14 protein-coding genes are annotated in these 22,183 nt (G+C 45.4%); 10 read left to right on the plus strand and 4 right to left on the minus strand.

All coding sequences use genetic code 11. The features are described 5' to 3' along the window. The first annotated feature begins 142 nt into the window (after window positions 1-142). The 3 genes from IE165_RS00440 (at window position 143) to asnB (ending at window position 5,499) form a co-directional block, all read left to right on the plus strand. A complete protein-coding gene (locus IE165_RS00440) occupies window positions 143-1,534 on the plus strand; it encodes an alpha-L-fucosidase (RefSeq protein WP_189624626.1) in 1,392 nt (463 codons plus the stop codon). Window positions 1,535-1,681: 147 nt separating this feature from the next. Next, window positions 1,682-3,520 (plus strand): UbiD family decarboxylase, encoded by a 1,839-nt coding sequence (locus IE165_RS00445; protein WP_189624627.1) that lies wholly within the window; start codon window positions 1,682-1,684, stop codon window positions 3,518-3,520. 290 nt (window positions 3,521-3,810) lie between these two features. Next, entirely contained in the window at window positions 3,811-5,499 is a 1,689-nt protein-coding gene (asnB, locus tag IE165_RS00450) for an asparagine synthase B (RefSeq protein ID WP_189624628.1), read from the plus strand. Window positions 5,500-5,639: 140 nt separating this feature from the next. Here the strand turns inward: asnB and IE165_RS00455 are convergent, their stop codons facing one another. Together IE165_RS00455 and IE165_RS00460 are read right to left on the minus strand one after the other, a co-directional pair. Next, window positions 5,640-7,814 carry a S9 family peptidase gene (locus IE165_RS00455; protein WP_189624629.1) on the minus strand — a complete coding sequence of 725 codons (2,175 nt, stop codon included), beginning with the start codon at window positions 7,812-7,814 and terminating at the stop codon, window positions 5,640-5,642. A gap of 80 nt (window positions 7,815-7,894) precedes the next feature. Then, window positions 7,895-8,629: a 3-keto-disaccharide hydrolase gene (locus IE165_RS00460; protein ID WP_189624630.1), complete on the minus strand. Its 735-nt coding sequence runs from the start codon at window positions 8,627-8,629 to the stop codon at window positions 7,895-7,897. Window positions 8,630-8,769: 140 nt separating this feature from the next. On the opposite strand from IE165_RS00460, the gene IE165_RS00465 reads away from it, so the two are divergent. The 7 genes from IE165_RS00465 (at window position 8,770) to IE165_RS00495 (ending at window position 17,693) form a co-directional block, all read left to right on the plus strand. Next, window positions 8,770-9,138, plus strand: coding sequence for a dihydroneopterin aldolase (locus IE165_RS00465; RefSeq protein WP_189624631.1), 369 nt, complete (start codon window positions 8,770-8,772; stop codon window positions 9,136-9,138). 186 nt (window positions 9,139-9,324) lie between these two features. Next, window positions 9,325-9,768 (plus strand): Hsp20/alpha crystallin family protein, encoded by a 444-nt coding sequence (locus tag IE165_RS00470; RefSeq protein ID WP_189624632.1) that lies wholly within the window; start codon window positions 9,325-9,327, stop codon window positions 9,766-9,768. A 129-nt stretch (window positions 9,769-9,897) separates the two neighbouring features. Beyond that, the gene (locus IE165_RS00475) at window positions 9,898-10,536 is read left to right on the plus strand and encodes a TetR/AcrR family transcriptional regulator (RefSeq protein ID WP_189624633.1); all 639 of its coding nucleotides are present in this window, start codon (window positions 9,898-9,900) and stop codon (window positions 10,534-10,536) included. Window positions 10,537-10,569: 33 nt separating this feature from the next. Continuing rightward, complete coding sequence (locus IE165_RS00480) at window positions 10,570-11,925, plus strand: TolC family protein (protein WP_189624634.1); 1,356 nt, start codon at window positions 10,570-10,572, stop codon at window positions 11,923-11,925. A gap of 2 nt (window positions 11,926-11,927) precedes the next feature. Continuing rightward, a complete protein-coding gene (locus tag IE165_RS00485) occupies window positions 11,928-12,995 on the plus strand; it encodes an efflux RND transporter periplasmic adaptor subunit (RefSeq protein WP_189624635.1) in 1,068 nt (355 codons plus the stop codon). Between the two features lie 8 nt (window positions 12,996-13,003). Further along, entirely contained in the window at window positions 13,004-16,081 is a 3,078-nt protein-coding gene (locus IE165_RS00490) for an efflux RND transporter permease subunit (RefSeq protein WP_189624636.1), read from the plus strand. Window positions 16,082-16,430: 349 nt separating this feature from the next. Further along, window positions 16,431-17,693, plus strand: a complete 1,263-nt coding sequence (locus tag IE165_RS00495; RefSeq protein ID WP_189624637.1) for an MFS transporter — start codon at window positions 16,431-16,433, stop codon at window positions 17,691-17,693. Between the two features lie 100 nt (window positions 17,694-17,793). On the opposite strand, the gene smc is transcribed toward IE165_RS00495, so the two are convergent. Both smc and IE165_RS00505 read right to left on the minus strand, forming a co-directional pair. Beyond that, window positions 17,794-21,336: a chromosome segregation protein SMC gene (gene smc, locus IE165_RS00500; RefSeq protein ID WP_189624638.1), complete on the minus strand. Its 3,543-nt coding sequence runs from the start codon at window positions 21,334-21,336 to the stop codon at window positions 17,794-17,796. Window positions 21,337-21,511: 175 nt separating this feature from the next. Further along, on the minus strand, window positions 21,512-22,168 hold the full coding sequence (locus IE165_RS00505) for a hypothetical protein (RefSeq protein ID WP_189624639.1): 657 nt from the start codon (window positions 22,166-22,168) through the stop codon (window positions 21,512-21,514). Window positions 22,169-22,183: the final 15 nt, after the last annotated feature.

The following is a 22,183-nucleotide window of genomic DNA, read 5'->3' on the forward strand; positions in this document are numbered from 1 at the left end:
ATAGTTTTTATCCCTTCTTTTGTCTTGATTTATTTTAACACAAACGATTGTTTTGATTTTTATTTGCTGTTATTGCACATTATTATTTGTTTTTATATTGTTATTTATTATTTTCGAAATAAAAATAACCAATAAACATAATATGATTTCAAAGAGAAAAATTTTACAGCTTTGTTCCTTAATCGCCCTTACCACATGGTCGCTGTCGGGACACGCGCAAACCGAAACCACGCCAAAATGGGCCAAAGAAACGGTGGAAGAGAAAGCAAAACGCTTGGAGTGGTGGACCCACGATCGGTTCGGCATGTTTATCCACTGGGGTTTGTATGCGGTTGCTGGACGGCACGAATGGGTTCAAAGTCGTGAGCGGATAAGTAAACAAGATTACCAAAAATACTTTGATAACTTTGATCCAGATATGTATGATCCCGTGCAATGGGCACAACAAGCGAAGGCCGCCGGTATGAAGTATGTGGTCATTACGACTAAACACCATGAAGGTTTTTGCTTATGGGACACGCAATACTCCGATTATAAGGTGACCAATACGGCTTATGGAAAAGATTTATTAAAGCCTTTCGTCGATGCTTTTCGCGCGGCTGGCATTCGCATCGGCTTCTATTACTCGCTCATTGACTGGCATCACCCAGACTATATCTACGATCACACCCATCCGCCAACACCTGTTAAGCCGGAGGAAAGGGATCAAGCCAATGCCGGACGAGACATGAAGAAGTACCAGCAATATATGCAGAATCAAATCACTGAGCTGTTGACCAACTATGGGCAGATCGATGAGTTGTTTTTTGATTTCTCCTATCAAGGCAAAGGACACGACGATTGGGATGCCGAAAGTCTGTTGAAACTTGTCCGGAAATTGCAGCCGCAGATTATCGTGAATGATCGCCTAGACCTTGACCATACCAGTTGGGGTTGGGATTACAAGACACCCGAGCAGGTCATGCCCAAAGAGTGGGTTAAGGTAGATGGGCGAAAGGTTCCTTGGGAAACGTGCCAAACATTTTCCGGATCATGGGGATACTACCGAGATGAGTACTCGTGGAAAAGTACGAGACAATTGGTGGCTATGTTGATAGAAGTTGTGAGTAAAGGTGGTAATCTGCTTTTGAATGTCGGGCCAACGAGTAGGGGAAATTTTGATACGCGGGCTACGGAAAGGTTGGTGGGTATGGGTGAGTGGATGCGGTATAATAGTCGGTCGATATACGGATGTACCGAGGCGCCAGCAACGCTAGCGCGGCCTGATAATTGTATGCTTACCTATAATGAAAAAACCAACAGACTATATATCCACGTATTGCAATGGCCTGTCAGGTCTTTGCATTTGCAAGGGTATAAGGATAAGATAAAGTATGCACAGCTGCTAAATGACGGATCAGAGATCAAATACCGAACAACTTCCACTGGCGGGAGCCATACGGCGGAAACAACGGCTGAGGGCGACGTTGTTTTGGAATTGCCCGTACAACATCCCCATACCGAAATCCCGGTCATAGAAATTATGCTCAAGTAATCACATGATTTTTGCCTCATGGGCTCCTGATCTTCAGCTGCGTTGATCTTCCCGATTCAACAACCTCGCTTAGCACGCTTTGATGATGCGCATAAATTTTCTAAAACCAACTATTCTGCTATTTTTGTGTACGCAAAAATAGCAGATATGGGGTACAAAAGTTTGGCAGAATGTGTAGTGGATTTGGAAAGACATGGACATTTGGTTCGTATCAAAGATGAGGTGGATCCTTATTTGGAGATGGCTGCCATACACATGCGCGTGTTCGATGTGGAAGGGCCTGCATTACTGTTTGAGAACATCAAGGGATCGAAGTTTCCAGCCGTTTCGAATTTGTTTGGTACACTCGATCGGTCAAAATTTATGTTTCGTGATACGCTGGATCACGTCAAGAAATTGGTCGATGTGAAGATGAATCCTATGTCGGTATTGAAAAAGCCCTTGGACTATGTTGGCTCATCCATGGTGGCCTTGGGAGCATTGCCATGGCGTAAACGAGCGGGATCGCCAATCCTTTACGGACAAACGCAGATCTCGGAGCTGCCGCAGATCGTTAATTGGCCGATGGATGGTGGGGCCTTCGTGACCATGCCGCAGGTGTATTCGGAAGATATCGAGCGGCCGGGCATCATGCAGGCTAATTTGGGCATGTATCGTATACAGCTGTCAGGTAATGACTACACGCCAAATGCCGAAATCGGCCTGCATTACCAGCTGCATAGAGGGATCGGTGTTCACCAAACGAAGGCTAATGCATTGGGAAGGCCGCTCAAAGTGAGTGTCTTTGTCGGTGGGCCGCCTTCGCATCCACTTTCTGCTGTAATGCCACTTCCCGAAGGTTTATCGGAAATGATATTTGCGGGCGCTTTGGGTAACCGGAGGTTTCGTTATTTTTATGATGACGAAGGATTCTGTGTATCGTCGGATGCCGATTTTGTTATTACCGGTACGGTTTATCCGCACGAGAACAAACTGGAAGGCCCATTCGGGGATCATATCGGCTACTACAGTTTGACCCATCCCTTCCCGTTGATGAAGGTGCATCGGGTGTATCATCGCAAAAACCCTATCTGGTCATTCACCGTGGTAGGGCGGCCACCGCAGGAAGATACGAGTTTTGGCGCACTAATCCATGAAATTACCGGTAACGCTATACCGCAGCAGATTGCTGGCCTGCATGCTGTACATGCTGTCGATCCTGCTGGGGTGCACCCCCTGTTGTTTGCTATTGGGAGTGAGCGTTATACACCCTATCAGCAAGTGGATCGTCCACAAGAGCTTTTGACTATTGCCAACCAGATTTTGGGAACGAACCAGTTGAGCTTGGCGAAATATCTTTTTATATCGGCATACGCTGATAATCCCACCTTGGACATTCATCATATCGAGGAGTTTATGACGCACATGCTCGAACGGATTGATTTTTCCAGAGATGTGCATTTTCAAACCAATACCACAATCGATACATTGGACTACTCGGGCGATGGGCTGAACGCCGGATCGAAAGTAACCTTTGCTGCTGTAGGACGCAAGAAGCGCGATCTGTTAACGGAGCTGCCAGCGGGACTGGATCTGCCCAGACCTTTTAATCAGGCTAAGTTGGCGCTGCCCGGTATTTTGGTATTGGATGGCAGGGCTTTCACTGATTATGGAGAAGAAAGCAAAATCATCGATGCTTGGGGCAAGGCCGGTGAAGGGATTGCATGGGAAGGCATACAGATGGTAGTTCTGGTTGATGATGCTGATTTCGTCACCCAAAGTGTAAACAATTTCGTATGGGTTACCTTTACACGTAGTAATCCTGCTTACGATATATACGGCGTGGATAGTTTTACGGCCCATAAACACTGGGGATGTCGCGGACCTTTGATCATCGATGCGCGTACGAAGCCCCATCATGCGCCAGCTTTGATAAAAGATGAGTCTGTGGAACGTCGGATTGACCGTCTAGCCGTAAAAGGGAAACCTTTGCACGGTATACTGTAGCATGCCATTTCGTTGACGGAAAGCCAAGTTGACCAATTACTTGGCTTTTTGTTTTCCATACCCGTCTGTATACCAGTTACAGTTTTAAAAGCTGTCTTTTTCAACGTAGTCAATCGTTTGCTCTGTGTGTTAATAAAAAGCTATTTTGTGTGTGGAATTGTTAATTTTATATTTGAATTGTTGTTTTATTTTTAATAAAAAACATAAAATATTATGAATTTAATTTTTTAATACTTTTCTTTGTATAGAGATTGTAATTAACGTAGAGAACAGTATTAAAAAATTATTTTATGTGTGGAATTGTTGGAGCTTTTGATTTAAAGCCATCCTCTTCGGAGATGCTTCGGCCGCAGGTTTTGGAGATGTCTAAACGCATTAGGCACCGTGGACCAGACTGGTCGGGTATTTTTACCAGTGAAAAAGCGATTCTGGCGCATGAGCGCCTAGCGATTGTAGATCCAAAGTCGGGCAGTCAACCATTATTCAGCCCTGATGGACATGTTGTTTTAGCAGTAAACGGCGAGATTTATAATCACCAACAATTAAGAAATACATTGCCGGATTATGATTTTGCCACCCAATCAGATTCAGAGGTTATATTGGCCTTGTACTTAGAAAAAGGAGCTGCCTTTATCGAAGATTTGAACGGTATTTTTGGGTTTGCCCTGTATGATGGTCGGGACGGATCATTTCTAGTCGCTCGAGACCACATGGGAATCATTCCTTTGTATTACGGCAAAGATAAGGATGGGCAAATTTTTGTAGCGTCTGAGTTGAAGTCTTTGGAAGGTTTTTGCGTGGAGATGGCCCAATTTCCTCCGGGACACTATTTGTATAGCAAGGAAGGTGCGGAGCCAAAAAAATGGTACTTACGCGATTGGGAAGCTTTTGATACAGTAAAAGATAATGAAACGGATATCGCGAAGTTACGGACAGCATTGGAAGAGGCTGTGCAGCGTCAGTTGATGTCGGACGTGCCTTATGGTGTTTTGTTATCTGGCGGTTTAGATTCTTCGGTAATTGCTGCGGTGACCAAAAAATTCGCTTCCACACGTATTGAAACAGGAGGAAAAGAAGCTGCTTGGTATCCGCAGTTGCATTCCTTTGCGGTTGGGTTGAAAGGTGCGCCAGACTTGATTGCGGCACAAAAGGCGGCAGACCATATCGGAACCATACATCACGAGATAAACTTCACGATCCAAGAAGGGTTAGATGCTATTCGCGACGTAATCTATCATTTGGAAACGTATGACGTAACGACCATTCGGGCGTCCACACCTATGTATCTTTTGGCACGTGTCATTAAATCTATGGGGATTAAAATGGTGCTTTCCGGTGAGGGGTCAGATGAGCTTTTTGGTGGTTATCTATATTTCCACAAGGCGCCAAATGCACAGGAGTTTCACGAGGAGACGGTGAGGAAATTAAAGAAATTATATCTTTACGACTGTTTGCGGGCCAACAAGTCGTTAGCCGCCTGGGGAGTTGAGGGCCGTGTGCCATTTTTGGATAAAGAGTTTATGGATGTCGCGATGTCGATAAACCCTGCCGATAAGATGATCAAGGATGGCCGTATGGAAAAGTGGGTGGTACGCAAGGCATTCGAGGATTATTTGCCGGAAAGCATCGCTTGGAGACAAAAAGAGCAGTTCTCTGATGGTGTGGGTTACAGCTGGATTGATACGTTGAAAGAACAGGCAGAATCGAAGGTTTCAGACGTGGAGTTTGAAACGGCAGCCACACGTTTTCCGGTGAATACACCGAAAAATAAGGAAGAGTTCCTGTATCGTACGATTTTTGAATCGCATTTCCCGTCAGAAGCCGCGGCTGAAACGGTACCGTCTGTTAAGTCTGTGGCCTGTAGTACGCCAGAAGCTTTGGCATGGGATGCCTCGTTTCAAAACCTGAACGATCCATCAGGTCGGGCGGTGGCTAGCGTGCACAACGAAAGCTATGTGAAAGCTACAGAAACGGCCTAAAGCTATTCCCTTTATACGAAGAAAGGCTGTCTAAAAGATAGTTGATTAACGTTATAGTACGTACGGCGCAAATTCTTGCACCGATGGATGTTAATCGCTTTTAGACAGCCTATTTCTTTGTCATGCATGCTGCTTTCGGATTATCGCTTTAAGTGCAAATCGAAATATTGGGCGATCTTTTCATACATATGTATCCGATCTTTTCCCATGACATTGTGCTCATGTGTTGGGTAAAGAAAATAGTCTACCTGTTTGCCGGCTTTGATACACGCTTCGATGAATTCCATGCTATGTTGCTGCACAACCACAGGGTCTTGGGCACCATGGATAATCAATAGATTTCCTTTTAATTGGCTTGCTTTGTCCAGTAGTGATACGTTTTTGTACCCATCGGGATTTTCCTGCGGAGTGTCCATATAACGTTCGCCATACATCACCTCATAAAACTTCCAATCGATAACTGGTCCACCGGCCACGGCCGTATGGAATATTCCTGGGTGGTGCACCATAAGCGAGGTGGTCATGAAGCCGCCGAAGCTCCAGCCAAATAGGCCAATTCGCGTCTGGTCCACAAAAGGTTGGGATTTAAGAAATTCAATTCCTTTCATTTGGTCCGCCATTTCCGCTTGTCCGAGTTGCCGGTGTGTCACGCGTGTAAAATCGCGTCCGCGTGCATCCGAACCGCGGTTGTCCATGGTGAAAACAACATAGCCCTGTTGCGCCATGTAGAGATCAAAATAGCCAGCACCAAAGAGCCATCTGTTTTGGACGAGCTGTGCGTGGGATCCTCCGTAGAGATAGACCATAACCGGATATTTCTGAGTTGCATCGAAATCTGCCGGGTAAATAATCCGTCCGTTTAGCGGTGTTTTTCCGTCGGCAGACAGCAAAGATAGCTGCTCGATTTTCGGAAGCTTTATTTTACCTTCAAAAGGATTGGCAGCCGCTAAGATTAAGTTTGTCTTATCGTTTCTTGTGTTTCGAATCGTGATGCGGTTTGGTACGGTTTGGCTACTGTATTGATCGAGGATATATGTGCCGTCGGTACTGATGCTAGCTTGGTGCATGCCGGGTTCATGCGTGAGCTGCACCGTTTTTCCATTGCCGAGGTCTACTTGGAAAAGCTGGCGATCAAGACCGTTGTTTGTTATGCCGATGTAGCTTATCTTTTTTCCATCGGCCGTAAAGTCGCCTAACGATTCCACAATGACATCTGCATGCCCTAACGACCGGATCAGTTTTCCCTCGGTGTTGTAAAGGTAGAGTTGGTTGAATCCATCTTTATCTGTTTGATAGAGAAACTGATCGTTCTTGTTTGGCAGGAAGTGCAGCGCATGTAGCGGCTCTACCCAAGAGCTGGATCGTTCTTCCAAGAGTGTTTTAACCAGCTCGCCGCTGGATGCATCATACTTGTTGAGTTTGAGATGGTTCTGCTCCCTGTTGAGCAGCCCTACGTAGACATATTTGCCCGATGGATCCCAAGTGCAGAGCGTAAGGTATTGTTCTTTTGGTTCGCCAGTCTTTAAGGTAGTACGGCTTTTGGTGCTGCAGTCGTAAACCAAAAGTGTTACTTCTTCACTTTTCATGCCTGCCATGGGATAGCGAATGTCTTTTGCATTCGCTACGCGTGCTGACCACTGTATTAATGGGTATTGGCTAACCATGGTCTCATCCTTCCTGTAGTACAGCAGCTTTTCACTATCCGGGCTCCACCACATTCCCTTGTTTATACCAAATTCCTGCCGATGTGTGTAATCGCTGCCGTTAACAATTCCGTCGACGCTATCCTGCGTTACAGCGATCGTGCTGCTGCCGTCATGGATCATGATATTGTTTTCGATCAGGAAGGCTACCCTGCTGCGGTTGGCGCTGAGCTCGGGGTTGGTTGCGGAAAGGGGTGTTTTAGCCTGTAGAGTTGCTTTTCTGCTACTTACATCGTATTGTAAGTAATAGTTCTGCCCTGCGTTGCTGTAGGTAAAGTTGAAGCTGTTTTCGTTTGCCCATTGATAGTCTGTCGGAAAATAGCTGAGTTTGACGGAAGTTGTGTCGTGCAGACTAGTTTTTATAGCTTCTGCAAGCTCGTTGCACGTCAAAAGGTCCTTGGGTTGCCAATTGTTCGCTGCATCCCGTATTTGTAGCTTCTGATAGCTGGCGTCAAGTTGTGTGAAAGCCTGCTCTTTGGGTATCCACTGGGTAAGCGTCAAGTTTTGCGGAGCAAATTGTCTAGCGCCAAATACGGTTTCCTGAATCGTGAAATTCCGCTGTCCGTAGCATAGGGGAGATCCGAGAAGGAACAATAGCAATAATTTTTTCATGTTGTCGTTGCATTTAACGGGAGCTAAATTAGGAAAATGCATGTTAAACTGAAATGTGTTCCTTCTGCGGAAAGATAATGTTACAAAGGTCTGATCCAAATATTGCGGAAGCTGACTAGGTCACCATGATCTTGCAGTATGATAGGGCCAGCACCATGGGCTTCCATCTTCGGCAAGCCAATATACGCTGTGGTGCCTTCTATTTGCGTATTGTTCTGCACCAGTACACCATTGTGCAACACCGTTACTAGGGCCTTACTGATAAGCATGCCATCCTTGTTGAAGCGGGGAGCCTTATAGATCACATCGTATTGATGCCATTGGTCGGCACCAGCACGAACTTCAACAAGTGGGGGACGCTGCTTGTAGATGCTTCCTGCTTGCCCGTTTACATAGGTTGGATTGTTGTTGTTATCCAATACCTGCAATTCGTATCGTCCCTGCAGAAATATGCCGCTGTTGCCACGACCCTGCCCTTCGCCCTTGATTTTTTCGGGGCTTTTCCATTCGATGTGGAGTTGGAAGTCTTCAAATTTCTCTTTTGTTTGTATGTCGCCGGTAGACGGCTTTACGGTTAGCGTGCCCTGCTCGACCGTCCAAGCGGCTGCTTGTCCTGTTGTTTTGTTGCTTTCCCATTGATCTAGGTTTTTGCCATCAAAAAGGATGATGGCGTCATCGGGAACACCTTCCTTTACGGTGACGACCCGTGGTTTGGGCGTGTAAAACTCGGTGTCTTGTGGTTGGAATTTCGTCTGTGCGCCGCAAATAGAAGATAGCGCGACTAATAAAGTGGTATTCAAAAGGTTGATTTTCATTGTTTAATTTTTGTTTAGCTGAGCAATTATACATATTTATCTTTAGAAAAGTACAGGAAACCTTTTTTAAACATCGCGTTTGGCTGCTCATGTGCGGGAGTGCCGGTGTCGATGGCTTTAATTTTTACTATGTTTGCAGTATGGGGTCAATTATGCAAGAAGTGGCATTAAACGAAGTTCGGTTTTTTTCGCCGATAGGATATTATCCTGAAGAACGCCTTTTAGGTAATGAGTTTTTTGTGGACTTTTCGGTGTCCTTTCCATTTAAAAACGACCGTGCGGACGAGTTGAGCAACACACTTAATTATGAAGAGCTGTACAACTTGTTGTGTAGAGTCATGAAAAGGGATAGAAAGCTACTCGAGTCGGCAGCTGTGGAAATATTGGAAGAAGCAAAGGATAGCTATCCGTTTGCCGTGAAAATAGTTGTGGCTATTCGGAAAACCACGCCTCCTTTTGGTGCCGATCATATTCACACGTGCGTGACATTAACCTATCATCGACCATAGCTCGTCGCAGCACGCAATTATGCTAGCATTTGAAAGCTACCTAAATCGCTTTTTTGTGTCAGTATGACATGATTTATTTTTTTCAGAAGACAAAATGTCTTGTTTTTAGCTAAAAAGTGTTTAGGTACGCGCTTTGATGAAGTATTACCAGCATTAAAAACAAAAAATTATAGGAGGATATAAATCATGGCATTAATTAAATTCCCAACAAAAACTGTTAATTCTGATGCGGTAAATCCGTATGTCAACAACATCTTTGACAATTTTTTCAACGATTCCTTCATCACGGATCGTTTGGTAACACGCGTACCAGCGGTGAATATTTTTGAAACCCAAGACGCTTTTCATGTCGAGCTCGCGGCGCCAGGCTTACAGAAATCGGATTTCAAAATCAACGTCGATAAAAATTTGATCACCATATCCGTGGAGAAAAAAGAAGAGCATGTATCCGAGGAGAAGCTGTATAGCAAAAGAGAATTCAGCTATCTATCGTTTACTCGATCATTCTCCTTGCCCGACACGGTAAATTACAATAGCATTGATGCAACCTATACCGATGGCGTATTGAATGTTTCTGTAGGGAAGAAAGAAGAGGCGATTGTGGCGAAGAGACTAATCGAAGTAAAGTAACTGAAGCGTATTCGTGTTTAGGTTTTAAGGTTGGGGAAGGCCTCTGCGAAAGCGGAGGCTTTCCTTTTGTGTATTAATATTTGGAAAGGTTAACACTGTTCACTACTTTTGCTGCTACGGATTTGTAGTATGGGTATCAAAGAACGGAAAAGTAGGCATAAAGAGGATTTGCGCAAGCGCATTTTGGAGGCAGCTAAAAAATTATTTGTCACCGCTGGGTACGAGGCGACGTCTATCCGTAAAATTGCGCAGGAAATCGAGTTTAGTCCGACCACAATTTATTTGTATTACAAGGATAAAAGCGATATTATCTATGCGTTGCACCAAGAGGGATTCCTGATGTTGCGCCAAGATTTTCAGCCCTTAATGCAGGTCGAGTCACCTTTTGAACGACTGAAGGCTATTGGTAAATGTTATCTACGATTCGCACTAGCACACCCCGATTTTTATGAGGTGATGTTCATAATGAAAGATCCCATGAAATATTTGGAAGTGAATTGCGTCGAAGGGGAATGGGAGGAAGGCGAACGCGTGTTTGATTTTTTGTTGCAGACCATCCGCGATTGCCAAAACGCAGGCTATTTTAGCGAAATGGATACTGTAGAGGTCGCTGTACAGGCGTGGTCATCAGTGCACGGTCTATGTTCATTGCACGTATCGGGGCATTTAAAAAGCATGATGGAAGTCGTGTTGAAGGATAATGATCAAGAACGGATGATCGAGCGGGCTTTCAGGGTTTTTGTGAGTTACCTGGAATTAACAAAGTAAAAAAATTTGACGATAAACTTAACACTGTTAATAATGAGAACGCTATTTATTTTTGTAGTGGTAATGAGTCTTAGCTTTGGCAATGTACATGGACAATCAAAGACATTGGATGCTTACCTAAAAGAAGGATTGGCAAACAATCTATTGCTGCAAGAGAAAAATCTCACTCTGCAGCGGGCATTAAACGCCATGGAGGTTGCCAAGTCCATGTATCTGCCCGCAATCGATTTAGACGTCGCCTACTCGCACGCCAAAGGCGGCCGTTCCATTGAACTTCCTGTGGGCGATCTGTTAAATCCTGTATACAATACGCTCAATGCGCTTACCCAATCGCAGGCATTTCCGCAAATCGGCAATGAAACCATCAATTTTCTTCCACAAAACTATTATGATGCTAAAATCCGAACGGTCATGCCATTGCTAAACACGGATCTTGGCTATAACAAACGCATAAAAGCCGCAACAGTAAAGCTTCAGGAGAACGAGGTGGAGGTCTATAAACGTGAATTGATCAAGGAGATCAAGAGCGCTTACTATCAATATCTCACAGCCGTTCAGGTTCAGGAAATCTATCGCTCCTCTTGGGTACTTGCGCAAGAGGGACTGCGTGTTAACCAAAAACTGTTAGATGCAGGTAAGGGACTGCCGGCCTATGTGATCAGGGCACAATCAGAGATAGCAGCGATCGAAGCACAGTTAGCTGGGGCTGAGAAGAACATCAAGAATGCAAAGCTATATTTCAACATGTTGCTGAATCGGGAGGCCGATGCCGAGGTCTTGGACGACGATCTGTTAGGGAAAGATGAGCTTTGGTCATTGGAGGACTGGGGAGAGGTGGATGCCTCCGCTCGTGAGGAGCTAAAATCCTTGGAAACGGGTATTGCCATACAGGAATCGGTGCTGAAGATGAATAAGCAATATGTAGTGCCTAAAATAAGCGGCTTTTTTGATTTGGGTTCGCAGGCCGAAGGACTTAAATTCAATAACGATTCGCGCTACTTTATGGTCGGCCTAAGCATGAAAATGCCTATCTTCCAAGGTAACCGGAATCGATTAAAAGTGCAGGAGGCGAAAGTGGATCTGGCTAACTCCCGCAATAAAAAAGCACAGGTTGAACAACAGTTGGCAATGGCCATCGGCATAGCGCGGAATGAGGTGCTCGCTGCATTCAAGAACCTCGGAAAAGCCAAGACGCAATTAGATGCCGCCAGCACCTACCAGCGATTGATTCAAAAAGGATTTGCCGCTGGCGTAAATACCTATATGGAAACCATCGATGCCCGTAACGAATATACACAAGCGAAATTGTCAGAGACCATCAGTAAACTACAGATCCTCGCCGCTCTAGCGAATTTGGAACGAGAATCTGCCACCTACCAAATACCATAACAATGAAAACATTAAATCTTTTCACACTAGTTGTTGTCACATTAACGGCGAGCGTAAGTTTGCAGGCTTGTCGACATAGCGACCGGACGAATGCCATACCGGCAGCGGATACGATCCCGGTAGCGTTGATGGCACTGCAGCATAGCTCGTCTACGGCTGCATTCGAAGCAACGGGAACGTTCACCACGAACGACGAAACCCTTTTGAGTTTCAAGAGCGGTGGTGTCATCGAGAGGATGTACGTGCGCGAGGGCGACCTGGTGCGTCCGGGGCAGCTACTGGCCCGGGTACACATGGACGAAGTAGATGCCCGGGCATCGCAGGCGCGTTTGGCCGTAGAGAAGGCTCAGCGCGACTACGACCGAGCCCATCAGCTTTATCGCGATAGTGTATCCACTTTGGAGCAGCTGCAAAATGCGCAGACGGCGCTACGGATGGCGCAGCAGGATGTAAAAAGTATACAGTTCAATCGACAATACTCGGAGATACGTTCCACAAGCAGTGGTTACGTTTTGGCCCGTTTGGCGCAAGAGGGGCAGGTAGTGGGGCCAGGGACACCTGTTTTTCAGATTAACGGGGCCAACGAGGGCAATTGGGAATTAAAAGTGGGCATGTCCGATCGCCAATGGGCTGCCACGCAGGTGGGCGACACCGCTTCTGTGCAAGCAGATGCCTTGGGGGACGGAAAACTTAAAGCTGTGGTGCGCCGGAAAGCAGAAGGTTTAGATCCCAGCACGGGAACCTTCAGTGTTTTCTTGGGCCTGCTGGAGAAGCCAAAACATAAGTTGGCTGCGGGGATGTTCGCCACAGCAAAGCTGCAATCACGGGCGCGAAACAATTCTAGCTGGCATATTCCCTATGCAGCGCTGTTAGACGGCGACGGAAAAGAGGGCTACGTCTTCGTCACGAATGATAACCGCATTGCAAAACGTGTGAAAGTAACGCTTGGCCCGATAAACGCTGACCAAGTTACGGTATTGTCCGGTTTGGAAGATGCGAAAGGACTGATTGTTTCGGGAAGTCCCTATTTGGTGGATGGAGCTTCGATCCGTGTGGTAAAACAGAATTAATCGTTGCTATGAGCCTTATCAAATACCCCATCAAAAACTACCAGTTTACCTTAATCATGGTGCTGATGGTTATCGTTGTCGCGCTGAGCACAGTGTTGACTATGCCTCGCGCAGAAGATCCGGAAATGAAACCTGTGAACTTCCCGGTGACGGTCATTTACCCGGGTACGAGTCCGAAAGATATGGAGCAATTGGTGGTTAAACCGCTAGAAAGTCGGTTTTACGCTTTGGATGGAATCAAGCGCATTAAAACAACCATCAGTAATGGCGTTGCATTTCTTTTTGTGGAGTATGTGTATGGGGAAGACTATGATGCGAAATACCAAGAGCTGGTGCGCGAACTCAGTGCCGCACGTCCAGAGCTGCCAGAGAATATATACAGCGCTGAAGTGCGTAAAATTGATCCCACAGGCGTCAGTGTCATTCAATCGGCACTGGTTTCGGAGAATGCCTCGCTGTCGACCATGAAAAGGTTGGCGGAGGATCTAAAATCTCGCTTGGAAAAGGTTCGTTCGCTGAAGGACGTCGAAATTAGCGGTCTTCCCGATCAATTGATACGGGTGGATCTGGATTTGCCCAGAATGGCCAACTTGAAAATCCCGATGGATCGCGTTATACAGGCGATACAGAGTGAGAACCAAAACGTGCCCGGAGGCAGCGTCAACGCTGGAGGACGTACGTTTAGCGTAAAGACCAGTGGGGATTATCGGAGTATGCAGGAGATTGAACATACGGTTGTTGCAAGTGCGCAAGGTCGTAATATCCTGTTGAAAGATATCGCGGCGGTATACCCCACTTTTGGAGAGCAAAACCATATCACACGATTGAACGGATACCACGCCATTTTGGTCAATGCCGCCCAAAAGTCCGGTATGAACATCAGCGAAACGCAGAAGCAATATGGCGTTGTGCTGGAAGAGTTCCGAAAAACGCTACCTGAAAACGTGGATTTCATCGTTAATTTTGATCAGGCAGATCAGGTGAACGCCCGGTTAAGCGGATTGGGGATTGATTTTGTGATCGCCATAACCTTGGTGCTTTTCACCTTACTGCCCTTAGGCACGCGCGCCTCGTTGGTGGTGATGATAGCAATACCTCTTTCCTTGGGTTTGGGTTTGGTTACCCTCAACATCATCGGCTACTCGCTTAACCAGCTTAGTATTGTGGGATTTGTGGTCGCTTTGGGCTTGGTGGTGGATGACAGTATTGTTGTGGTCGAAAATATAGAACGTTGGATGCGCGATGGCTATTCGCGGGTGGAAGCGGCGATCAAAGGAACCAGCCAGATTGCATTGGCGGTCGTCGGTTGTACCGTGACCTTGGTCATCGCCTTTTTACCGCTGATGTTTATGCCGGAGATGGCTGGTGATTTTATCCGAAGTATGCCGACTGCGGTTATTGCATCTGTGGTCGGTTCTATGTTTGTAGCGCTGTTGGTTGTTCCGTTTTTGGCAAGCAAGCTGCTGAAGCCACATGAATCCGGAGAGGGCAATATCATTTTGCGTGGCCTGCAGAAGATTATCCACGGTACTTACGCTGTTTGGTTGGACAAGGCTTTAAAACACCCAAAGCGCACAGCGATGATCGCCTTATTTATTTTTGCTGGTGCAGCGGCATTGATTCCATTTGTTGGATTTTCACTGTTTCCCCCTTCGGAAAAGCCCCAGTTTATGATACAGATAGCCTCGCCTTTGCAAGGAAGCATACATACTACCGATAGCATTGCCCGAAGAATAGAGAATGAGTTGCATGATATTCCTTCCGTCAAATACTTCACGAGCAATGTGGGTAAGGGAAATCCGCGCATATACTACAACATGAACCAAGGAAACGAAAATGTGGCCTATGCTGATATTTTCGTACAGCTGCATCCCGATGTGAAAGCTAAAGAAAAGGAAAAGCTAATCGACGAGCTTCGTGCACGTTGGACATCCTATTTGGGAGCTAAGATCGAGGTCAAGAATTTTGAACAAGGTGTGCCCGTGATATCTCCAGTCGAGGTGCGCTTGTTTGGTGACAACTTGGATACCTTGCAACGGTTAGCTGCAGCTGTAGAGCACGTTTTAAAGGCAACTGAAGGAAACGTTTATGTGAACAATCCCTTGAAAAATAAAAAAACCGATTTGAGGGTTCAAATAAACCGTGAAAAGGCAATGGCTTTGGGAGTTCCGACAGCGCGTATTGACCAAAGTATCCGCGTAGCATTGGCGGGCTATGTCGCCGGTACCTATACCGATCCTGATTTAGATGATAATGATTACCGCATAACGGTCACTGTGCCCCGATCCAATACCCCGGATATGCACGTCTTTGATGCTATCTTCGTCAATAACGTCGAGGGTACGGCTATTCCGTTAAGTCAGTTAGCGACACTAGCTTTCGAATCATCGCCTTCCAATGTCTATCATCAGAACAAGCAACGTATGGTGTCGGTGAACTCTTCTGTAGCAAAAGGCTATACAAATGACGAAATCATCACGGCCGTGATCAAAAAAATGGATGCATTCCCTTTTCCTGCCGGTTATTCCTATGAGATGGGAGGTGAGGTGGAAAGCCGGGAAACGGCCTTCGGCGGTTTTGGGACGATCATTATGGTCACGATCTTCTTATTTATTGCGGTGCTGGTACTCGAGTTTAAGACGTTTAAAAGTACATTAATCGTCCTTTCTGTTATTCCGTTAGGTATAGTGGGGGCCGTCCTGGCCTTGTTGGCAACGGGTAATACCTTGTCATTTGTCGCTACAATTGGTTTGGTTGCATTAGCGGGTATCGAGGTGAAAAATACCATTTTACTTGTAGATTTTACCAACCAACTACGAAGGGAGGGCATGGAGCTAAATGAAGCAATCGAGCAAGCGGGTGAAATTCGTTTTCTCCCTATTATCCTAACGTCGCTAACGGCCATTGGTGGGCTGTTGCCCATTGCTTGGTCTAGCAATCCGTTAATATCACCCTTGGCTATCGTCATGATTGGCGGTTTGATCAGTTCCACCTTGCTGTCGCGTATCGTCACACCGGTGGTGTATAAATTAATTCCGCCTCAGATTGAGAAACAGAAAGATGCACAAGCAATGGCGGATGATTAGGTTTGCCTTATTGCTTAATCGGCGTTGCAGGCAGACTACTGCAATGCATCAAACTGCAGTTTTGTATAGGAGAAAAAGCCAAAAATGGTAGCTTTAGCTGCAAAGAGCTAATCGAACTACTATTGGAAAAAGAAAAAAGACATTTTGTATTCCCAAAATTAATGTACATTTGTATGTTATGAAGATCACATCATTATACAGCGTTTTAACCTTGCGCATCAGAATAGCGTAGGGACGGGGTTCCAAACCTCGTTGTCCGGTGTTTGGATAGGCAGTTCCTTGCTTATTCCTTCTTTGTATTAATTTTATTTTGTCGGCTTTGTAGAAGAAGCCATTACTATTCATGTATATGAAAACGCATTGGAAGAAGAAATTCGTATTGATATGGATAGGACAGTTTATGTCCTTGATCAGCAGTTCTGCTGTAAATTTTGCCATTATAATTTGGTTAAGTATTGAACACGCATCAGCCGAAGTTCTGGCGTATAGCGCTATCGCAGGGATGCTTCCTGCTGCGGTGATTGGTCCTTTTGCAGGGGTGTATATCGATCGTTGGGATCGCAAGAAGACAATGATGTTGGCCGATTCTTTTGTGGCGCTTTGCACCATGGTAATGTCCATTAGTTTTTACATGGGCCATGAAAGCCTGTTTCTTATTTACTTGATGCTAGGGTTGCGCTCGGTCGGCTCTGCTTTTCATATGCCCGCCATGCAGGCTGCCATACCGATGATTGCTCCAGAGTCTGAGTTGCTTCGCATCGCGGGCGTCAATCAAACGATACAGTCAATATCATCCATTGCGGGCCCCGCCTTCGGCGCTTTGGCGATATCGCTGATGCCCATCGGCAATGTATTGTTACTGGACATCGGCGGAGCAGTTATTGCCGTAGGCTCGCTGCTTTTTGTGCACATCCCAAACCCTAAAATCGCCGAAAAGGCCAAAGCTAGTTTTGCACAGGTTTGGAACGATCTACAAGGCGGTTTTCGGGAGATTATGCACAATAAGGGGCTGATGTGGCTGTTTTTGTTTTCCACGGTCGTGACTTTTTGTGTTATGCCTATTGCGGTGCTTTTTCCGTTGCTCACCCTGAACCATTTCCACGGTGGAAAGTGGGAGATGAGCATCATTGAGATGATGTGGGGCGTAGGTATGCTTGTAGGAGGCGGCCTCATCGGTCTATTCAAACCTTCACTCGGTAAAGTGTTGTTGATAAACTGTACCTACATCGTCTTAGGCAGCTCGCTTGCTGTATCCGGCTATTTACCGTCAGGTACGTTTTTGATTTTCGCGGGCTTAACGGTTGTTGGCGGTGTTGCAGCAGCCGTATACAATGCTTGTTTTATGACGGTTTTACAGGAAGAGGTGCGGCCCGAGCTGATGGGAAGGGTATTCTCGCTGTATTTTAGCATCGCGATTATACCGACTGTATTGGGGCTTTTAGGTACCGGATGGGCGGCAGACGCCATTGGTGTAAACTATTTGTTTATCATATTGGGAAGCTTAATTGCATGGATTGGTGTGTTATCATTCTTCAGTAAGCCCTTACGTACGTTGAGCAACGGTCAAAACACAAGAGGTGACGTTACGTCCAAACGAGGTGTAGGTGTCTAGCGCGATAATCTGATAGCTTGATCGGCCCTGCGATGGTCGCCAAAAAAGAGACTGCAACGGCGTAGTCCAAACAGTCTCTTTTTTGATCATGCTGGGTCGCTTATGCTACATCCCGTAAATCCACAGCAACCACACGTGATACGCCTTGTTCCACCATGGTCACGCCGTAAATAACATCTGTACTCGCAATGGTACGTTTGTTATGCGATACGATGATAAACTGTGAATTTGCGGAAAAATCCCGAATGATGTTATTGAATTTGTCGATGTTGGTATCATCCAACGGAGCGTCAACCTCGTCGAATATACAAAACGGAGCAGGTTTGAGCAGATAAAGGGAGAACAACAGTGCTGTCGCCGTCAAGGTCTTTTCGCCACCGGATAGTTGGTTGATCGATAGGGGACGCTTTCCTTTTGGACGTGCGATGATATCAATATCGGACTCCAAAGGATTGGATGGATCCGTTAATACCATATCGCAGGAGTCCTCCTGATTAAATAAGGAACGGAAAACCTCAATAAAGTTAGCCCGTGCTGTATTAAAGGCATGCATAAATTTATCGTTTGCCGTTTGGTCGATTTCACTGATCGTGGCCATCAGCGAGGCCTTTGCTTCCAAAAGATCATCTTTTTCCTTGGTAATAAAAGTATGGCGCTCACTCATTTCATCGTAAGCCTCTTTAGCCATAGGGTTGATTGAGCCAAAGGAATCCAGTTGCTTTTTGAGCTTGTCGCAAGCTTCAGTCAATGCTGTCTGCGAACGCTCGATCTTTGGTGGCTCATTTTCCAGCAATGCCTGTAGTTCAATATTAAACTCTACACTTAGTCGCTCCTTCAAACTGTTGAGCTCCAGTTGCAACGCAGTTTTTTTATCTTTAAGCTCCAATAAAAGAAAGTCGTTTTGGTCTTTATTGCGGCGCGCTTGCGCAATGTGTTCTTCCAAATCAATGAGGACTTTGCGCGCGCTAAAAAAATCGTCTTCGATTTCCTGCAATCCTTTTTCCAACGCTTCTTTCTGAACATACATCGCTGTAAGATCTTCATCATCGTTATCTGTATGGCTATGCGCAAGCTGCATGTCGGCCTTTACCTGTTCATACTCCACGTTGTTCTTTTCCACGCGAGCCTCCAAGGTGTCACGTTGGCTTTCGCGATACTCGACATCTTTTTGCAGGCTAGAAACCTTGTTTTGCTGTTGATGAAAGCGGATATTTTGCTGATTGAAAACCGTAGACTTTTCGTTGAAAATATCCGATATTTCCGTATAGGTGTCCTGCAGTTCTAGCAACTCTTGCTGATGCGCTTGATTTTCTGCCTTGAGCTGCACAAGTTGGGGCTCGGCCTGCTGTAACTGCTCATTAATCAAGCTTACCTTGTTTGCTATATCCTGTTTTCGGTTCTGACTGTTTGTAAGGAACGCTTGGTAGTGTTCTTGTTTTGTTTTTACTGAGATCAACTCGTTGTTCAAACGATTTAAAACGTTGCGCAGCTCATCGATCATGTCTTTTTGCGATGAGATGCGTAACGTAGCCAATCGATCTACACCTTCCATCTCCTTCGCCTGTAAAGCTTCAATCTGTTGGTTGAGTTCCTTGATCTCCCGGTTCAGGTTTTCTAGGTTTTTGGCTCTGCCGATACGCTTTCCTTCGAACAATCCTACCGATCCACCACTTAGTCCGAGCATGGTTTTGGAAAACTTTCCTTCCGGATGCAGCACGACGATGTCATCGCTTGGAAGTTGTTCGCCAAGGCTGTCAGCAGCCGCTGGCTTCAACAGAAATACGTGCTGCAAAAGCTGCTCGCACAAACTCATGTATTTTTTGTCGACCGTGACGACCGATAGCGCAGGGGTTAACTGATCCGATAGATGCGCATCGGGACGACCGCTTCTTGTTTGCATGGCATCCAGCACAAAAAAGTTAGCACGGCCGCGGGAAGCATCACTCAACAACTGAATCGCCTGTACAGCCTCCTGTTGGTTATCCACCACATAGTGATTCATGATCGGCTCTAGGTAGTTTTCAATAGCGACACGATATTCTTCTTGGCAGAAGAGGATATCGGAAAATAAGGGAAATGATTTTTTCCAACCTGCATTTTTGCGCAAAAACTTGATCGACTCTGGAAACCCTTCCAAATTGTCTACAAGCGACTTCGTCAAGTTATATTCATTCTGCTTCGCATCAACGAGACGAGACTGGAGGTTCATTTGGTTGCGAACTTCATCCAATTCTTCTTCCACGGTTTTTATCTCGCGCTGTAAGGTTTCTTCCGTGAAAAGAGCAGCATCATATTGTTCCTGCTGTTGTTCCACACGCTCCTGAAGATCGGTGACAGAAAGATTAAACCCAGAAAGTTCTTCTTCTTTGCTCGTTGCGTCGGTCTCGGTCCTCTGTGACTCTTGCTGTAATGCATCTTTTTGGATATGAAGCACCGCGATCTCTTTTTCCAGCTTGTACATGCTGTTCTGTAGGTCCGAAGATTTTTGATGCAGGGCATCCGACTTGGCACGTGCCGAGGCTTGTTGGGCACGCAAATCATCGACCTCTGTTTTGTTATTTGCCATATCCGTCACATAAAGGTCCAAGCTGGATTGTTCTTGGAACAGCTCTTCATGTATACGCTTCAATGTTTGCACGACATGCTCGAGTTGCGTCTTGTCACTGTTCAATTCCGTGATTAAACGAGTCTCTTTATCTTGGAGGTGACGCAACTGTTCATTCTTGATTTTTTTATCCGATTCGTAAGCACGAATCATGTTGATATATTCGTTTGTACTTTTCTGTTGCGTAGCAAGGTTTTTCTCCTTGGAAAGGATGTCGTCTCGTAAGACCTTTAACTGTTGTTCGCTGCGCTCGATGATCTTGGAATTTTCTTGGATAAGGTTTTGCTGGCCTTCCTCTTGCGTTGTGATACGTTGTAAATCGGTACCGAAAGCTTCTAGTTTGTAATAAGCAAGATCGACGCTTGCCTCGCGGTATTCTTTTTTCAGCTGGAAATATTTGTCTGCTTTTTTCGCTTGCGATTCCAGTTGCTTTAAATTCTTGGTGATTTCGTAAAGTAGATCATCCACACGTGAAAGATCGCCTTCCGTATCCCTTAATTTTGCAAGTGTCTGTTTTTTACGAACTTTATATTTAGATATGCCCGATGCCTCTTCAAATAGATTGCGCCGCGAATTTTCTTTATTATTGATGATCTCGTCGATCATTTTCAATTCAATAATTGCGTAGGAATCTGCCCCCAATCCAGTGTCCAGAAAAAGATCGGTAATATCCTTCAATCGGCATTTCACATCGTTCAGTCTATACTCACTATCTCCATTTCGATATAGCTTTCTGGTAATGGTAACGGTTGAAAACTCTGTAGGCAGCAAGTTTGCATTATTGTCAAAAGTAAGGGAGACCTCGGCTAGGTTGGCTGGTTTTCGGTTGACGGTTCCATTGAAAATAATATTCTCCATTTTTTCCGAACGCAACATACGTGTGCTCTGTTCACCAAGCACCCAGCGAATAGCATCCACGACATTGGATTTGCCGCAACCATTGGGCCCCACAATAGCCGTAACGCCCTCGTTAAAGTTAATAGTGATCTTATCACCAAAACTCTTGAAACCCTTTATTTCTAATTTTGTTAACTGCATAGTGCCTAAAAACGCAAAAAAATTGAAGGACGAAAATACGGATTTTTAAACAGAACTGAAATTATCCGCTGTTATTCTATCGGAAACGCCTGTCCAGAGCAAGATGAAGATTATGCAATAGCGTAGTCAACATATGTGATGGCTAAGCTTTCCTTGAAGAAACAGCTCGTATTGATCAGTAGCTGATTTTAGATTTGGCCTTGTGATACATCTTAGCCATTTCGGGGTCGCTCGGGTAACGTTTTATTCCAACCTCAAATAACTTCGTGGCGGAACGATAATCACGATCCAAGAAATGTTTTAGTCCAAGGTTGAAAATCAAAGCGTGTAGATTGTTCAGCGCTAAAAGATCTTTTTTTTCAGTGCTCTGCGTTATTTCTTCTTCAATGATGTTGTAAAATTGTTCTGCGAGCATATAATTTCTCGCATCGAATGCCGCCATGCCCAAACGCAGCGACTCAATGACTTTGATCTTTCGCAGCTTCTCATCCTTCTTGATAAACGGATATTTATTTGCCCAAGTAATCAGCTGCTTAAAATTAGTGTCGCCACTTTTTTGTATGCTTAACTTCTTTATAAAAATGTCTGCGAGTATATTTTTCGTGATCGAATCGTTTGAATCATGTCGATAATAGGTCTCCAAATAAACGAGGGCTTTGTCGAATTCGCGTGCATGGTATCGATTTATCCCTTCACTGCGTTGCTCTTCTAGCTTTAAGCTGTCATGTGCCGCAGCTTGTGTCAGCTCGCTCAACGAGTCTGTTTGCGCAAAAGTGGTGCATATGCTTTTAAGCACTAGGATGCAGACTGTAATGATTTTTTTAATAGGCATGTTGTTCACATTAGC

Origin of the sequence: Sphingobacterium griseoflavum, from assembly GCF_014653155.1 — a bacterium.
Classification (GTDB): domain Bacteria; phylum Bacteroidota; class Bacteroidia; order Sphingobacteriales; family Sphingobacteriaceae; genus Sphingobacterium; species Sphingobacterium griseoflavum.

Excerpts from the sequence above, each read along its gene's own strand:
- IE165_RS00440 (WP_189624626.1), top strand. The coding sequence starts at position 143 with ATGATTTCAAAGAGAAAAATTTTACAGCTTTGTTCCTTAATCGCCCTT.
- IE165_RS00445 (WP_189624627.1), top strand. The coding sequence starts at position 1,682 with ATGGGGTACAAAAGTTTGGCAGAATGTGTAGTGGATTTGGAAAGACAT.
- asnB (WP_189624628.1), top strand. The coding sequence starts at position 3,811 with ATGTGTGGAATTGTTGGAGCTTTTGATTTAAAGCCATCCTCTTCGGAG.
- IE165_RS00455 (WP_189624629.1), bottom strand. The coding sequence starts at position 7,814 with ATGAAAAAATTATTGCTATTGTTCCTTCTCGGATCTCCCCTATGCTAC.
- IE165_RS00460 (WP_189624630.1), bottom strand. The coding sequence starts at position 8,629 with ATGAAAATCAACCTTTTGAATACCACTTTATTAGTCGCGCTATCTTCT.
- IE165_RS00465 (WP_189624631.1), top strand. The coding sequence starts at position 8,770 with ATGGGGTCAATTATGCAAGAAGTGGCATTAAACGAAGTTCGGTTTTTT.
- IE165_RS00470 (WP_189624632.1), top strand. The coding sequence starts at position 9,325 with ATGGCATTAATTAAATTCCCAACAAAAACTGTTAATTCTGATGCGGTA.
- IE165_RS00475 (WP_189624633.1), top strand. The coding sequence starts at position 9,898 with ATGGGTATCAAAGAACGGAAAAGTAGGCATAAAGAGGATTTGCGCAAG.
- IE165_RS00480 (WP_189624634.1), top strand. The coding sequence starts at position 10,570 with ATGAGAACGCTATTTATTTTTGTAGTGGTAATGAGTCTTAGCTTTGGC.
- IE165_RS00485 (WP_189624635.1), top strand. The coding sequence starts at position 11,928 with ATGAAAACATTAAATCTTTTCACACTAGTTGTTGTCACATTAACGGCG.
- IE165_RS00490 (WP_189624636.1), top strand. The coding sequence starts at position 13,004 with ATGAGCCTTATCAAATACCCCATCAAAAACTACCAGTTTACCTTAATC.
- IE165_RS00495 (WP_189624637.1), top strand. The coding sequence starts at position 16,431 with ATGAAAACGCATTGGAAGAAGAAATTCGTATTGATATGGATAGGACAG.
- smc (WP_189624638.1), bottom strand. The coding sequence starts at position 21,336 with ATGCAGTTAACAAAATTAGAAATAAAGGGTTTCAAGAGTTTTGGTGAT.
- IE165_RS00505 (WP_189624639.1), bottom strand. The coding sequence starts at position 22,168 with ATGCCTATTAAAAAAATCATTACAGTCTGCATCCTAGTGCTTAAAAGC.